Source organism: Bacillus sp. AFS002410, from assembly GCF_002556365.1.
In the GTDB taxonomy this organism is placed as follows: Bacteria; Bacillota; Bacilli; order Bacillales; family Bacillaceae_G; genus Gottfriedia.
This window is the reverse complement of the sequence record NZ_NUEU01000023.1, coordinates 69,552-83,421: the sequence shown is the minus strand read 5'-3', so window position 1 is coordinate 83,421 and position 13,870 is coordinate 69,552. Positions and strand designations below refer to the sequence as shown.

16 protein-coding genes are annotated in these 13,870 nt (G+C 32.4%); 6 read left to right on the top strand and 10 right to left on the bottom strand.

The window, feature by feature from the left end; all coding sequences use genetic code 11:
- Positions 1 to 144: 144 nt before the first annotated feature.
- The 5 genes from CN692_RS15160 to CN692_RS15145 all read right to left on the bottom strand — a co-directional run bounded on the left by CN692_RS15160 (position 145) and on the right by CN692_RS15145 (position 3,433).
- Complete coding sequence (locus tag CN692_RS15160) at positions 145 to 927, bottom strand: SDR family NAD(P)-dependent oxidoreductase (RefSeq protein ID WP_179874457.1); 783 nt, start codon at positions 925 to 927, stop codon at positions 145 to 147.
- Positions 928 to 1,045: 118 nt separating this feature from the next.
- Complete coding sequence (locus CN692_RS25860) at positions 1,046 to 1,213, bottom strand: DUF4083 family protein (protein ID WP_142317334.1); 168 nt, start codon at positions 1,211 to 1,213, stop codon at positions 1,046 to 1,048.
- Between the two features lie 192 nt (positions 1,214 to 1,405).
- The gene (locus CN692_RS15155) at positions 1,406 to 1,816 is read right to left on the bottom strand and encodes a Fur family transcriptional regulator (RefSeq protein ID WP_098120005.1); all 411 of its coding nucleotides are present in this window, start codon (positions 1,814 to 1,816) and stop codon (positions 1,406 to 1,408) included.
- Positions 1,817 to 1,823: 7 nt separating this feature from the next.
- Positions 1,824 to 2,660, bottom strand: coding sequence for a metal ABC transporter permease (locus CN692_RS15150; RefSeq protein ID WP_098120004.1), 837 nt, complete (start codon positions 2,658 to 2,660; stop codon positions 1,824 to 1,826).
- A complete protein-coding gene (locus tag CN692_RS15145) occupies positions 2,657 to 3,433 on the bottom strand; it encodes a metal ABC transporter ATP-binding protein (RefSeq protein ID WP_098120003.1) in 777 nt (258 codons plus the stop codon). The genes CN692_RS15150 and CN692_RS15145 overlap by 4 nt, the downstream gene beginning before the upstream one ends.
- A gap of 266 nt (positions 3,434 to 3,699) precedes the next feature.
- On the opposite strand from CN692_RS15145, the gene CN692_RS15140 reads away from it, so the two are divergent.
- On the top strand, positions 3,700 to 4,569 hold the full coding sequence (locus CN692_RS15140; RefSeq protein ID WP_098120002.1) for a YitT family protein: 870 nt from the start codon (positions 3,700 to 3,702) through the stop codon (positions 4,567 to 4,569).
- Positions 4,570 to 4,646: 77 nt separating this feature from the next.
- Here CN692_RS15140 and CN692_RS15135 read toward each other — a convergent pair whose 3' ends face one another.
- The gene (locus CN692_RS15135) at positions 4,647 to 5,573 is read right to left on the bottom strand and encodes an ABC transporter substrate-binding protein (protein ID WP_098120001.1); all 927 of its coding nucleotides are present in this window, start codon (positions 5,571 to 5,573) and stop codon (positions 4,647 to 4,649) included.
- Between the two features lie 376 nt (positions 5,574 to 5,949).
- Here CN692_RS15135 and CN692_RS15130 point away from each other — a divergent pair, with 376 nt between their 5' ends.
- From CN692_RS15130 to CN692_RS15120, 3 genes are all read left to right on the top strand, one after another.
- Positions 5,950 to 6,201: a DUF2624 family protein gene (locus CN692_RS15130; protein WP_098120000.1), complete on the top strand. Its 252-nt coding sequence runs from the start codon at positions 5,950 to 5,952 to the stop codon at positions 6,199 to 6,201.
- Between the two features lie 117 nt (positions 6,202 to 6,318).
- Positions 6,319 to 6,618, top strand: coding sequence for a hypothetical protein (locus tag CN692_RS15125; protein ID WP_098119999.1), 300 nt, complete (start codon positions 6,319 to 6,321; stop codon positions 6,616 to 6,618).
- 180 nt (positions 6,619 to 6,798) lie between these two features.
- Positions 6,799 to 7,482, top strand: a complete 684-nt coding sequence (locus CN692_RS15120; protein ID WP_098119998.1) for a hypothetical protein — start codon at positions 6,799 to 6,801, stop codon at positions 7,480 to 7,482.
- A gap of 45 nt (positions 7,483 to 7,527) precedes the next feature.
- Here the strand turns inward: CN692_RS15120 and CN692_RS15115 are convergent, their stop codons facing one another.
- Both CN692_RS15115 and CN692_RS15110 read right to left on the bottom strand, forming a co-directional pair.
- A complete protein-coding gene (locus CN692_RS15115; protein ID WP_098119997.1) occupies positions 7,528 to 8,421 on the bottom strand; it encodes a deoxyribonuclease IV in 894 nt (297 codons plus the stop codon).
- 204 nt (positions 8,422 to 8,625) lie between these two features.
- Complete coding sequence (locus CN692_RS15110; protein WP_098119996.1) at positions 8,626 to 9,933, bottom strand: DEAD/DEAH box helicase; 1,308 nt, start codon at positions 9,931 to 9,933, stop codon at positions 8,626 to 8,628.
- Positions 9,934 to 10,157: 224 nt separating this feature from the next.
- On the opposite strand from CN692_RS15110, the gene vrrA reads away from it, so the two are divergent.
- Both vrrA and CN692_RS15100 read left to right on the top strand, forming a co-directional pair.
- A complete protein-coding gene (gene vrrA, locus CN692_RS15105) occupies positions 10,158 to 10,961 on the top strand; it encodes a VrrA/YqfQ family protein (RefSeq protein ID WP_098119995.1) in 804 nt (267 codons plus the stop codon).
- An 81-nt stretch (positions 10,962 to 11,042) separates the two neighbouring features.
- Complete coding sequence (locus CN692_RS15100) at positions 11,043 to 11,987, top strand: 4-hydroxy-3-methylbut-2-enyl diphosphate reductase (RefSeq protein ID WP_098119994.1); 945 nt, start codon at positions 11,043 to 11,045, stop codon at positions 11,985 to 11,987.
- A 48-nt stretch (positions 11,988 to 12,035) separates the two neighbouring features.
- Here CN692_RS15100 and CN692_RS15095 read toward each other — a convergent pair whose 3' ends face one another.
- Positions 12,036 to 13,154 (bottom strand): Nif3-like dinuclear metal center hexameric protein, encoded by a 1,119-nt coding sequence (locus CN692_RS15095; protein ID WP_098119993.1) that lies wholly within the window; start codon positions 13,152 to 13,154, stop codon positions 12,036 to 12,038.
- Complete coding sequence (locus CN692_RS15090; RefSeq protein WP_098119992.1) at positions 13,151 to 13,858, bottom strand: tRNA (adenine(22)-N(1))-methyltransferase; 708 nt, start codon at positions 13,856 to 13,858, stop codon at positions 13,151 to 13,153. The genes CN692_RS15095 and CN692_RS15090 overlap by 4 nt, the downstream gene beginning before the upstream one ends.
- Between the last annotated feature and the right edge of the window lie 12 nt (positions 13,859 to 13,870).

The window sequence follows — 13,870 nt, the reverse complement described above, 5'->3', positions numbered from 1 at the left end:
TTCTTGATTACTAAACTATTCAAGAATAATTTGACTAGATTAATTTAACATAGGACTTGTTTCCTAATTTCTTAATTGAGATTCATACAGGATTAATTGAAAAAAAACGACTCGATCAAATATGACAGAGTCGTTTTTAAACTATTATATTCTTCTTTGAATCGACCTTACGACGTTCGTGACTAATTTTCTTGGCATGAAACGAACAGATGTCGCAAGTATTTTATTAGTTACTCCTGGAATTACAATTGTCTTTTCATCATTAAATCCCTTATATGCTACTCTTGCAACATCTTTTACATTCCCTACTCCACTTTGGAATAATTTTGATTCATGCATGTTAGCACGATCTCCAAAATTTGTTTCAGTTGCTCCTGGGCAAACAGCTGTTATCTTTACATTTGTTCCTTTTAATTCATTCGAAAGTGCTTCGGAAAAAGAAAGCACATAAGACTTTGTTGCATAATAAACTGCCATTAATGGTCCAGGTTGAAATGCGGCTGTAGATGCTATATTCATCACTCCACCTTTATTTCGCTCAACCATGCCTTTTAAAAATAATTTTGTAAGATGTGTTACTGTACGTATATTTAAATCAATCATATTTAATTCTTCATCTAAACTTGTATTTACGAACTCTCCAAACAATCCGAACCCCGCATTATTCACTAAATAATCGATTTGAATTTTTTCTTCAATTAATTCTTTCTGTAGTGAGGTAATCTCATTTTCTTTTGATAAATCTTTTGAAAATAGATGAATCTTACTATTCGAATAAGATTCAATTTCACTTTTTACCTTCAGTAAATTTTCATACGATCTCGCTACTAAAACTAAATTAAATCCATCTTTTGCAAATAGAAAAGCTAGTTCTTTTCCAATGCCTCCAGATGCACCTGTAATTAAAACTGTCTCATTTGATTTCATCATTTTCTCCTATTTAAAACTATTAATTTTTTATATGATTATACGTTTAAACATTTAAACATATATGATGAACCTTACTATACCTTATAAACGAAAAAAAGACAATAATGTTTATTGTCTACTTTAGATTTTTATAGTTTTCGTTTATTTTATCAATTTTTGCCTCAAGTCTTTTCATTTGTAGCTTATGATTCCTAATAAATCGAAAAATAAATACACAAAAAATAATAATAGCAATCGGTATTAAAATGACAATCAACTGATATATTAGATCTCCAATAGGCATATTTTCTCTCCTCTACTTTTCATAAGAATCAAAATAAATACCACTTCTCATTAAAGTATAAAGCAAATTGGGAATTTATGTAATCTTTTAAAAACAAATACTTTAGTTTCTCGTTCATTAAAAATAAAAAGAGAGTACCTTCGTACTCTCTTCAATGTGCACACTATGCTCTTATTTTCAGACCTATTAACTTTAACTACAATCTGGACAAAGACCGTAAATTTCAAATTTATGGCTTTGTACTGTATAGCCAGGTAAATCAACAGATAAATTGTCCATAGGGCATCTATATATACTTTTTGTATTTCCACAATCTAAACAAATAAAATGATGGTGATGTTCTGATGAAGAACATTTTGAACGAAATCGTTTTTCTCCATCTAGTTCTGTCACTTCAACTACATCCACTTCGATAAATGTGGATAAATTACGATAAATTGTATCGAAGCTAAGCCCTTTGTATTTATCTTTAAGTGCTTGTTGAATATCTCTTGCAGTTACATATTTATTTTGCCTAAAAATATATTCAAGCATATCATATCGTTTAGGCGTGTTTTTAAATCCTCTTTCTTTTAATAGCTTTGATGCATCTGCTAATTTCATTTAATCACTACCTTTGACTTGTTCTTAATTTCTTCCAGCCTAAAGTTAAAATAAGAATAAGGATTTGCAGGATTACAATCGTACCACCAGGCGCTAGGTTTAAATTATAAGAAAGTAAAATACCTGCAACAACTGAAAACTCTCCGAACATAATTGAAAAGAAAATAGTTTGTTTAAATCCTTTTGAAATTCGAATGCTTGATGCTACCGGTAACGTCATTAGAGAAGAGACTAATAGTACTCCTACAACCCTCATTGAAATGGATACTACTAAAGCGACTAATAAGATAAATAAATAATGGATCCACTTTGCATTTATACCAGAAGCAACTGCATATTCCTCATCGAATGATAAAAGGAATAATTCTTTGTAAAGTACTATGATAGATATTACTACAAATACAGCAATAATTATGACAGTTATTAAATCTTGACCAGAAACAGCACTGACACTTCCAAATAAATAACTAAAAAGATCCGTATTAAATCCATTTGCTAATGAAATTAAAATAACGCCTAATCCCATTCCACCTGAAAGAATAATTGGAATTGCTAACTCTTGATAATGTTTATATACACTTCTTAGTTTTTCGATTAAAAATGCTCCTGCAACTGAAAATGTCATCCCCATAAATAAAGGACTAATAAAACCTGAAGTAAAGAAATACTTTTCAAGTAATAGGCTTGCTGCAACGCCTGATAATGTGACGTGACTTAAAGCATCAGAAATTAATGATAATCTTCTAAAGACAACGAATACACCTAATAATGGGGCCATTACGCCAATAATCATACCTGTGATTAGCGTATTTCTTAAAAAATCATAATGAAAAAAATCCATCATGCTTGATCACCCCCATCTTCATGATTATGAGACAATACATGTACAGAGTGACCGTATAAAAGTGATAAATCATTCTCTGTGGCATCTTTAAATTTCTCTCGGCTACCATGGAAATGAAGTCTCTTATTTAAACATGCAACATGTGATACTTTATCAGTAATAATGCCTATATCATGAGAAACTAATAATAACGTAATACCAAGTTTCGTATTTAAATCACTTAGTAATTGGTAAAAGCTTTCTACATTTTCAGCATCTACACCTACTGTTGGTTCGTCTAATATTAATAATTCCGGATCACTAACAAGTGCTCGAGCTATAAAAACACGCTGTTGCTGGCCACCTGATAGTTCACCAATATTACGGTTCGCAAACTCATACATTCCAACTGATTTTAATGCTTCGGCAACTTTTTGCTTATCAGATTTTTTAAATCCATTAAATAATCCAATTTTTGAAACAAGACCTAGAGATACTACCTCAAAAACTGAAGCTGGAAAGCCTGAATTAAAACTGTTTGCTTTTTGCGAAACATATCCAATCTTATCCCAATTTTTCATCTTTCGAATATCTGTGCCGAATAATTCAATTTTTCCTTCATCCGGTTGTTGAATACCTAATATACATTTTAGTAGAGTTGATTTACCGCTGCCGTTCGGACCAACTAATCCTAAAAAGTCCCCTTTTTTCACAAGAAGATTTATGTCTTTTAATACCTTTTGGCGTTCATAACTGTAAGACAAATCTTCAATTTTTATAATATCTTGACTCATTTATTTTAACACCTTCATCTATTTAGGAATAATTACGTTTTATCTCAAGTTCTTAGTATAAGAGAATACTTCCTATTTGTAAACAAAGAAAGCTCGGGAATTGACAGATAAACTTTCGATTAAATTCGTCTTTTTCTATTGTTTAAAACCCTTAATTTTCTTGGTTGTTTTTTAACGTTTTTTTAATAATTCAAACCTTTTCACTTTGTGACGAAATATACAATATGTTACAATTAACCTATAAATATAGATAAAGAGGTGGTTTTTTGAACGCAATTACACATCGTAAGCTTTCAAATTTTAAGATTATTAAACGGGGGTTTTTTATTACTTTAGGAGCTGCACTCATGGCAGTTTGCTTAAAAGCTTTCTTTATTCCAACTGATATCATTGATGGTGGAATCGTAGGTATCTCTTTGATCCTCTCCCATATTACTTCGATTAATCTCGGTATTTTTCTATTCATATTAAATTTACCTTTTGTATTAGTAGGTTATAAGCAAATTGGTAAAACATTCGCAATTTCAACGTTATTTGGTATAACTGTACTCTCAGTATTTACCTCACTTTTTAAGGACATTCCTCATTTAACAAATGACCCATTATTAGCTGCATTATTTGGTGGACTAGGATTAGGAATTGGAGTAGGTTTAGTTATTCGTAATGGAGGTTCACTTGATGGAACTGAAATTATAGGAATATTATTAACAAAATCATCACCTTTTTCAATTGGTGAAGTAGTTATGGCATTTAATGTATTTATTCTCGGAAGCGCAGGCTTTGTATTTGGATGGGATAATGCTATGTACTCATTAATTGCCTATTATGTAGCATTTAAAACGATTGATCTAACAATTGAAGGATTCCAAGATACTAAATCTGTATGGATTATAAGTGATTATGATAAAGAAATCGGCGATGCACTAAATGCCCGTTTAGGTCGAGGTGTTACGTATTTTCATGGTGAAGGCGGCTTTATGGGTGAAGATAAAAAAATTATCTTTACAGTTATCTCACGACTTGAAGAAGCGAAATTGAAATCAATTGTTGAAGATTATGATGAAAATGCCTTTATTGCAATTGGCAATATAGCAGATGTAAAAGGTGGAAAGTTTAAGAAGAAAGCCATTCATTAAATTAAAACAAAAGCTTGAATTCTATCATGAATTCAAGCTTTTTTAGTTTAATAGATTGATTGATTACTTGTACTTAATTATTGAGCCTTAACTAACTCATCATTCATAAATTTCAGTGCTTCAGTTATTCCAGTTCCAGGGTTTACTGCAAATAAGTTTGGTGGTAAAAATATAATTTGATTCTTTTTAACTGCGTTTAGTGTACTCCATGCTTTATTATGTAACATCTGCTTTTCAAATGCTTTTTTTGTAGCCTCTGGATCACCGTGCGAGATCATAAAAATGACATCTGGATTTTTTTCAATTATTCGTTCTGCACTAATTTGCGCATATCCTGGCATTGTTTTATCTTCAGCAAATTCTGAAGCAATGTTTTCACCACCAACTTTATTTAATACATCCCCTGAAAGAGACGTAGGTAACGCTATTAGAAAGTCAGTTCCTGCACCATATACGATTAATGACTTTGTTGTTTTTTTGTCTGAACCATATTCTTTCATTTGCTTATCTATTTTACTAGTTAAGACACTTGCTTCTTTATCTTTATTTAATACATTACCAATCAATGTAATACTTTGCTTAATTTCATTAATTGAATTTCCAGAAGTTACAACAACCTTCGTTCCTTGTGACTCCACTTTATCTATGTTATTCGCAAATGCCTTTCCTGCAAATAGTACGTCAGCTTTAACACTAGCAATTTCTTCAAATTTTGGTTGATGGATATTCCCTATTTCTACAATGTCTTTTAATTCTGGATCTGTTGTAGGCATGATTGATGTTGGTCTACCTACAATTTTGCCACCCAATGATTTAACAATATCTAAATCCCCTGAGCTTAAGACCGCAACGTTGTTTGGAGCCTCTTTGAATTCGTATGAACGCTTTGCTAAATCATATTGTTTTGCTGGTTTATCTGATGATTTAGATACCTCATTACTATTACATGCTGTTAATGTTAGCACTAATCCTAATGCCATAAAACTGAAAAATCGCTTTTTCATAGTTGAAATCTCTCCTTAAAAGTTAATCACTCTAATTGATATTGATTATCAATTTCAATCAATTATATTCAGTGTAATTGATATTGATTATCACCGTCAATTATATTTTTAATTAAATTTTAATTTTTTAATCCTAATGGAAACTATTATATCAATTATTTTCCATTTCCAATGACTAATTCACTATTTAAAGACAGATTTAAACCTCTGTTCTATACAAAAATACTACTTTCTTTCGTCTTTAACGTTAAGTAAACTTTCCTAATCTCATTTACTTACGCTAAAAAATAATTAAGAACATTGTCCCTCATTCATTATTTATCGGGGTTCCTCATAAAATCTATTGATGTAGATTTCATCTAAGAGGAGGCACAGAATGAATATTATCCAAACTCTCATAAATAAAAAGGTTAATAACATTACCCCAAAGGATCTTTTAAAATTAAGTCAGCAATATCAAGTTTATATTACCCCAGATCAAGCCAATAAAGTGGCAGTTATTTTAAACGGTAAAAACTATAATATTTATGATGCTGAACATAAAAAGCAAATCCTTACCCAAATTGCAAACGTAACCTCTAAAGCTACAGCACAACAGATTGAAACTATTTTTCAAAAGCTAACTTAAGCTTGATTAAGATGTTCATTAAAAAGCTTTAATTAATAACTCTACTCATTTCATACATCATATAATGCTCATACAATGAATCACTACTTATTCTAAAACGAAATGAGAGGGATTAATATGGATTTGCATGAGCTACATTATGAAATTATTTATTTAGACAAAGAAACGGATGATGAAGTTAAATTCAAACACATGTTTCACATGGATGATTTAAGCCATGATTTAGCACTTAACATCGCTAGTAGTTTAATCACACGTGACAAAGCACATGTGGTCTATATTAAATTATTACATTTAGACGAACATGATCACGAACTTGTTAGTAATGTTGTAACTGTGAAAAGAATTAAAGATGGCAAAATAATTGCTTCCTATTTGGATAGCAAATTAAAGAAAGTCGTAGAAATAGAGTTATAAGTAAGAAAAATTGTCCCTAACGATTTTGTTAGGGGCTTTTTTTGATTTATGAATTCAAATTTTTATCACAAATTAGCCATTCAATCTTCACATACATTTCGTAAAGATCCTTCTTTTTTCGATATGATTAACATGTAAATGGAACAAGTTAATCATAAAAAATTAGAAAGGAATATTTATATGTTTAGTAGAAAATCAAAAAAAGTTTTAAAAGGTTTACTTTTAGTAACTTATTTAAGTACTTTAGCTCCTAATCTCTCTAGTGCTTCTACAGAAAAGAACTGCGAAAATTCAATTACTCCCGAGTCTACATCAAACTACAAAACCTATTCAATAAATACTTTTTCAACTTCTACTTATTATTACTGGAAAATTATAAGCAAAACTTCTAATGGCAATATTACAAAAGGTGACTGGTTACTTATTTACGAAGGCTATCCAGCCCAAGGAACTGGTGAAGTCGATTCTTTCTCGTTTAGTACTTCTTCTAGTCATAACTTAACAGGATCAATAAATGTTTCAAACTCTTTAATAAGTGCTGAACTTGGTTATTCGATTGGTGCTAAACAAACATTTACTTCCCAAAAATCTTCTAGACCTTTAAAAAAAGGCGAATATGTTAAAGCATCTTACATAAAAGCCTTTAGTCGTACTATATTAAAACAACAAAAATACTTTTATGATCTTGGTACTAGCTCTCCACAAAACCAGTATGCTTCAGGATATTCCGATCAAGCGATTCATCCTTTGATTAAACTTGAGTATTTCTCCTCAAAAAGATCAAATCCAGAAGTTGAATATTTCCAATTTGAATCTGGAGAGTTCAGACAAGTGAGTGAAGATGACGTTAGAACTGTAGAATAAATCAAAAAACCAGCCCAATAATTTAATTGAGCTGGTTTCCTTTAGTTAAGCTTTCATTAATTCCTGAACTAAATTTTCATTGAATTCCTGATTGCGTAACATTTCAATTTCTAATTTATAAGGTGCAACTTTACTATTTTTATCTTCACCAACATATGGTGTTTCTAATATTTTAGGAACTTCCATTAATTGTGGATGATGAACGATATAGTTTAATGCTTTAAATCCAATCGTTCCAAAGCCAATGTTTTCGTGTCGGTCTTTATGACTACCCATTGGGTTCTTACTGTCATTAATATGTAGTACTTTTATTTTATCAATACCAATCAAGTGATCGAATTGTTGCAAGACACCATCAAAATCATTCACGATATCGTATCCAGCGTCATTTATATGGCATGTGTCAAAACAAACTGATAGTTTATCGCTGTAATGAACCCCTTCCATAATTCTCGCTATCTCCTCGAATGATTTACCACATTCTGAGCCTTTTCCTGCCATTGTTTCAAGCGCGATTTGTACTGGAGTATCCGTTGTTAATACTTCGTTTAAACCTTGAATAATTCGATCAATACCAGCATCTTCACCTGCGCCAACATGAGCACCTGGATGCAATACAATTTGTTTTGCCCCTAATGCTGCTGTACGGTTTATTTCTTTTTGTAAGAATTCAACCCCAAGCTCGTAAGTTGCCGGATTTGTTGTATTACCAATATTAATAATATATGGTGCATGGACAATAATATCAGCAATTCCATTTTCAGCCATATGTTTTAAACCTGCTTCAATATTTAAATCTTCAATTGCTTTACGACGTGTATTTTGAGGTGCACCTGTGTATACCATAAATGTATTTGCACCATAACTTGCTGCTTCTTCACTAGCGGCTAAAAACATCTTTTTCCCGCTCATAGAAACATGAGATCCAATTCGTAACATAACATCAACTCCTAGCTTAATTAATCATACTTATCATTTTAACATGAAAATAGAACATGGTTAAATGGATATACTCTGAAAAGGTAAGTGCTCTATAAAAAAACACCCGTAGTATCCCTTCTACTTTAAAACTCAATTAAAATAAAGGGCCACCCGTTTGTCAGTTACCCCGACTTTTTGGACAGCCCCCTTTTGCTTTATAAATTATCTTTCACTTTTTCGCTTTAATCTATTTTTAAAAGATTCTCTTTGGTCGTTCAGTTTACGCTTGTAGCCCGGTTTTACTTTCGAAGGCTTTTTAATTGTTTTATTTGCAACAGCATCTAAATTGCGATCAGTTCTTTTACGAAGCTTACGTTTAGCGCGTGGACCTAAATCAACCCACTCACCTTTTTTAAGTTCGCGATGCTCAAAAGTAATACCGCGTTCTTGAAGCTTGTCTAACGCTTGGTCATCTTCTTGATCATAAATTGTAATGGCAGTTCCATCAAAGTGTGCACGACCTGTACGACCTACACGGTGAACATAAAAGTCTAAATCTGCAGGTAATTCGATATTAATGACATGACTTACACCCTCAATATCAATTCCTCGTGATGCTAAATCAGTAGCAACAATATACTGGAACTCTAAGTCTTGGATTTGTTTCATCATTTTTTTACGTTCACGAGGACTTAAATCTCCATGAATTTGACCAACTTTTAAGCCATATGATGATAATTGAGTCGCAACTTCTTCTGCTTTTTTCTTTGTATTCGTAAAGATAATTGCTAAATAAGGCTGAAAACTTAATAAAATATCCTTTGCCATTTTAACTTTATCTTTATGACGACTTGGAACAATGATATGTTCAATTTTCTGAGCAGAAAGTTGTTTTGGATTAATATGAATATGTTCAGGATTTTCCATGTACTTTTTCAAGAATGGTTTAAGTTTTTCAGGAATTGTCGCAGAAAAAACAAGCATTTGTAATTTCTTTGGCATTTTTGATGCAACTTGGTCCACATCATGGATGAATCCCATATCTAACATTAAATCAGCTTCATCTACTACTAAATATTTCGTAGTATGAACTAATAAAACATTATCATTTACTAAGTCTTTAATACGACCTGTTGTACCGATAACAATATGCGGCTGTTTTTTTAGTTTTTCAACAGTACGTTTGTAGTCGGTACCACCAACGAAGTTTTTAGCAGTTAATTGTTGATCCTCAGGACAGCATTCAATAATCGCTTGAACATCGTTATAAATTTGAGTTGCTAATTCACGTGTTGGAGCAGTTATTACTAATTGCACTTGATCGACAGATGGATCTAATGTATTAATTGTCGGTACAAGGTATGCATGAGTCTTTCCTGACCCTGTTTGCGATTGACCTATCACACTACGTCCAGTTTTTACTTGAGGTATAATCTTTTGTTGAATTTCTGTTGGTTCTGTAAAGTGTTTCTTCTCTATCGCTTCCAAAATAAATGGTTTTAATTGATAATCTTTAAATGAAATTGCCATATAACTCACCTTCTTAATTTAAACTTTCTATGTAATAGAGGAGTTTATTTCCTCATACAAATTGGCTACAAATATCTATTATACAATAGAGGTACTAATAAAAGCTAATACTTATTTTTCTTTCTAATGATTAGGATTTTAATTTTTAGACTGTCCTATACTAACCTTTTCAAAGTAATTGCATAGCCTAAGTAATAAAGAGCATTTTGAAAGGAGGTATTAGGTTGGGTATACTTGATAAGTTTAAGAAAAAAGACAAACAACCTTTTCCAATGAACGGTCCAAATTATTTTAATGGTTATCAACAGCCTTATCAAAATATGCAAAATCCATACGGACCTAGACCAAATTTTGATCAAAGAATTCCATATCCTCAAGCACCGCAGCAACCATATCCACAACACTTTTACCAACCAACACATCAAATTGCGGGGCAACAAGGACATTACCAGCAACCAATAGCATATCAACCACAGTTAAACACTCATCAACCTCAGTTAAACGCGCATCAACAATATTTAATGCAAAATAAAATATTACAATCAGTACCATTTCAGAATCAACCAGTAATGCAAGCTCACAATGGTAGTAATTATCAACAACAAAGTGCACAAAAACCATATCCAATGACAGGGCAGCCCCCTGAAAAAGAAGATGACGGAAGTCCAGGATTCTTCTCAAGGATCATGGGTGGCGATACTTCTATCACTGGGGTTATAGGTGGTATGCAAAGAGCTGTTCAAGCTGCACAGCAGGTCACACCAATGATTCAACAATACGTTCCTGCATTAAAAAACTTCCCTTCAATTTATAAAATTTTTAAAGCAGTCAATACGGATGAACTAATCGATCCAAAAAAAGAGAAAAAGAAGGATTCTAATGAAGCAGTTGATTTAGTCCCTATTGATGAGTCTAAACCAAGAACAAAAAAAAGAAAGAAAGTTCCAAGTGAATCCGAATTAGAAATAAATCCTATCCAAGAAGAAAAAGTTTCAAATATAAATCCAAAACCAAAATTGTTTATGTAAATTTTCTTTTTCTTTGTATACTACCATCTCCCTCCTTTATAATAAAAAATGATAACAATATTATAAAGGAGGGGCTACTCCATGAAAGTTTTAAAAGTTACCCCACGAGGCTATTGCTACGGAGTTGTAGATGCAATGGTAATTGCTAGAAATGCAGCAAAAGATCCATCACTACCAAGACCGATATATATCCTTGGTATGATTGTTCATAATAAACATGTTACAGATGCATTTGAAGAAGAAGGTATTATCACTTTAGATGGTCCAAGCAGATTAGATATTCTAGATAAAATTGACAAAGGAACTGTCATTTTCACTGCACATGGAGTTTCTCCTGAGGTAAAATCTAGAGCAATTAAAAAAGGACTAACGACAATTGATGCGACATGTCCAGATGTAACGAAAACTCATGATTTAATTAAAGAAAAAATGTCTGAAGGCTATCACTTTATTTATATCGGGAAAAAAGGGCATCCAGAGCCAGAAGGCGCAGTTGGAATCGCACCGACAATCGTTCATTTGATTCAAAATAAAACTGATATTGATGCGTTAGAAATTCCGACTGAAAAAATTATTATTACGAATCAAACGACTATGAGTCAATGGGATGTAGTTGATTTAATTCAATACGCAATTAAAAAGTATCCTACTGCACATGTTCACAAAGAAATTTGTATGGCAACTCAAGTACGTCAAGAAGCAATTGCTGATCAAGCAGGTCAAGCAGATTTAACAATTGTTGTCGGTGACCCAATGAGCAATAACTCAAATAGACTGGCACAAGTTTCGCATGAAATTGCCGGAACAAAGGCATTTCGTATTTCAGATATTACCGAACTTCAGTTAAAATGGTTAGAGGGAGTCGAGACTGTTGCTGTTACATCTGGAGCGTCTACACCAACTCCTATTACTCGTGAAGTGGTTGCATTTTTAGAAAAGTATGATCCGAACGATGAAAGCACTTGGGATACAAAATCATCGGTTGAATTAGGTAAAATTCTTCCTAAAGTTAGAATAAAAGACTAAAGAAAAGGACTTTCGGAAATTAAATCCGGAAGTCCTTATTTTTGATTTTTAGATAAATGTAAACGGATCAGTGTGAATTGTAGATGCAATAATTTCACAAGTCATATTTTTTTCTTTAAGTTTAGCATCTAAAAGACGCTTTACACCTGACTTCATTACTTTTTCAATATTATGTCCTGCATCAACAATATTTAAATTTAGCATTTTCCAATCTTGTGCGACATGATAATAAATGTCCCCACTCAAATACACATCCGCACCATTTCTTTTTGCATGATAGGCAAATTTATTTCCGTCTCCACCAACAATGGCAACTTTTCTAACTTTATCTCCTAAAGCCCCTACTACTCTTACACCTTGTAGGTCTAATTTTTCTTTCACATATTTCGCAAATTCTTCTAATGAAAGTTCTTCATTAAGACTTCCGATTCTTCCAATACCGAAAGTTTTCCCTTCATTTTCTAATGTAAATGTATCATAGGCTACTTCTTCGTATGGATGAGATTTTTGCATCGCTTTAAGAACATGCTTTAATTTTAGTTCTGGAACAATTGTTTCAAGCTTTACTTCCTCTACCTCTTCTAATTGTCCACGTTGACCGATATATGGTGTTGTCCCTTCTAATGGCATAAATGTACCTTTGCCATTTGAACTAAAGCTACAATGACTATAATTGCCTATATGACCTGCCCCAGCATCACATAAAGCTTTTAAAACTTTTTCAGCATGCGTTTTTGGTACAAATACTACTAATTTAATTAACTTCTCTACATATGTAGGAGCGAGAACTTTCGTATTTTCTAATTGTAAAGCTTCTGCTAAAAAATCACTTACACCGATTTCTGCAATATCAACATTTGTATGTGCAGCAAAAACAGCAATATCATTTTTAATGCAAAGCTCTACAATTTTACCAGGTTCACTGTCAGTTTCAATCTTCTTTAAAGGTCGATAAATGATTGGATGATGTGCAATAATTAAATTCGCTCCGATTGAAATAGCTTCTTCAACAACCTCTTTTGTGACATCTAATGCAACTAAAGCCTTTGTCACCGGTTTTGATAAAGTACCTATTTGAAGGCCGTTTGGATCCCCTTCTTCAGCTAAGTGTTTAGGGAATAGTTCCTCAAACTGCTGCACAAGCTGAAAACCATTTATCGATTTCATGAAAGCACCTCTTTTATCCACTCTAGTTTCTGTTCAATTTCTTTCATTTTCTGAACTGATTCCTCTGTTTGCTTCGCTGAATCTAATTGAGATAAAATTCTCTCAAAATTTTTCTTTTCATGCTCCCATCTTTTCTGAAAGGCATCATTCTTGTTTTTAAGTAAATAAGGACCAATAAATAGTTCCATTTCCTTCTTTTCACTATATGCACTATTTTGATTCGACTTAGAAGCTATTAGAATTTCATAGATTTTACCATCCTCTTCTAATATATCTTCATCTACAAGGGAATATCCTTCTTTCTCAAGCCAAGTCCTGATTTGATGTGCACCTATATTTGGTTGTAATACTAAAGTTTCAACACCTTCAAGTTTTTCTTTTCCATTCTCAAGAATGCTTGAGATTAAAGAGCCACCCATCCCAGCAATCGTAATGACATCTACCTCGTTTGGAACTAGAACCTCAAGTCCATCACCCATTCTTGCTTCTACAACGCCTTCTAGCCCACTTTGACGGATCGTAGATCGAGCTGAATTATATGGACCTTCAGTTATTTCTCCAACAATTGCCGATGTACATCTTTTATTTAAAACTGCATAACAAGGTAAATAAGCATGATCTGACCCAATATCAGCTAATTTTGTCCCTTCTGGTATGTAATCATATACTCTTTTTAAACGCTTTGATAAATTTACTTCATTCATAACAAAATCACC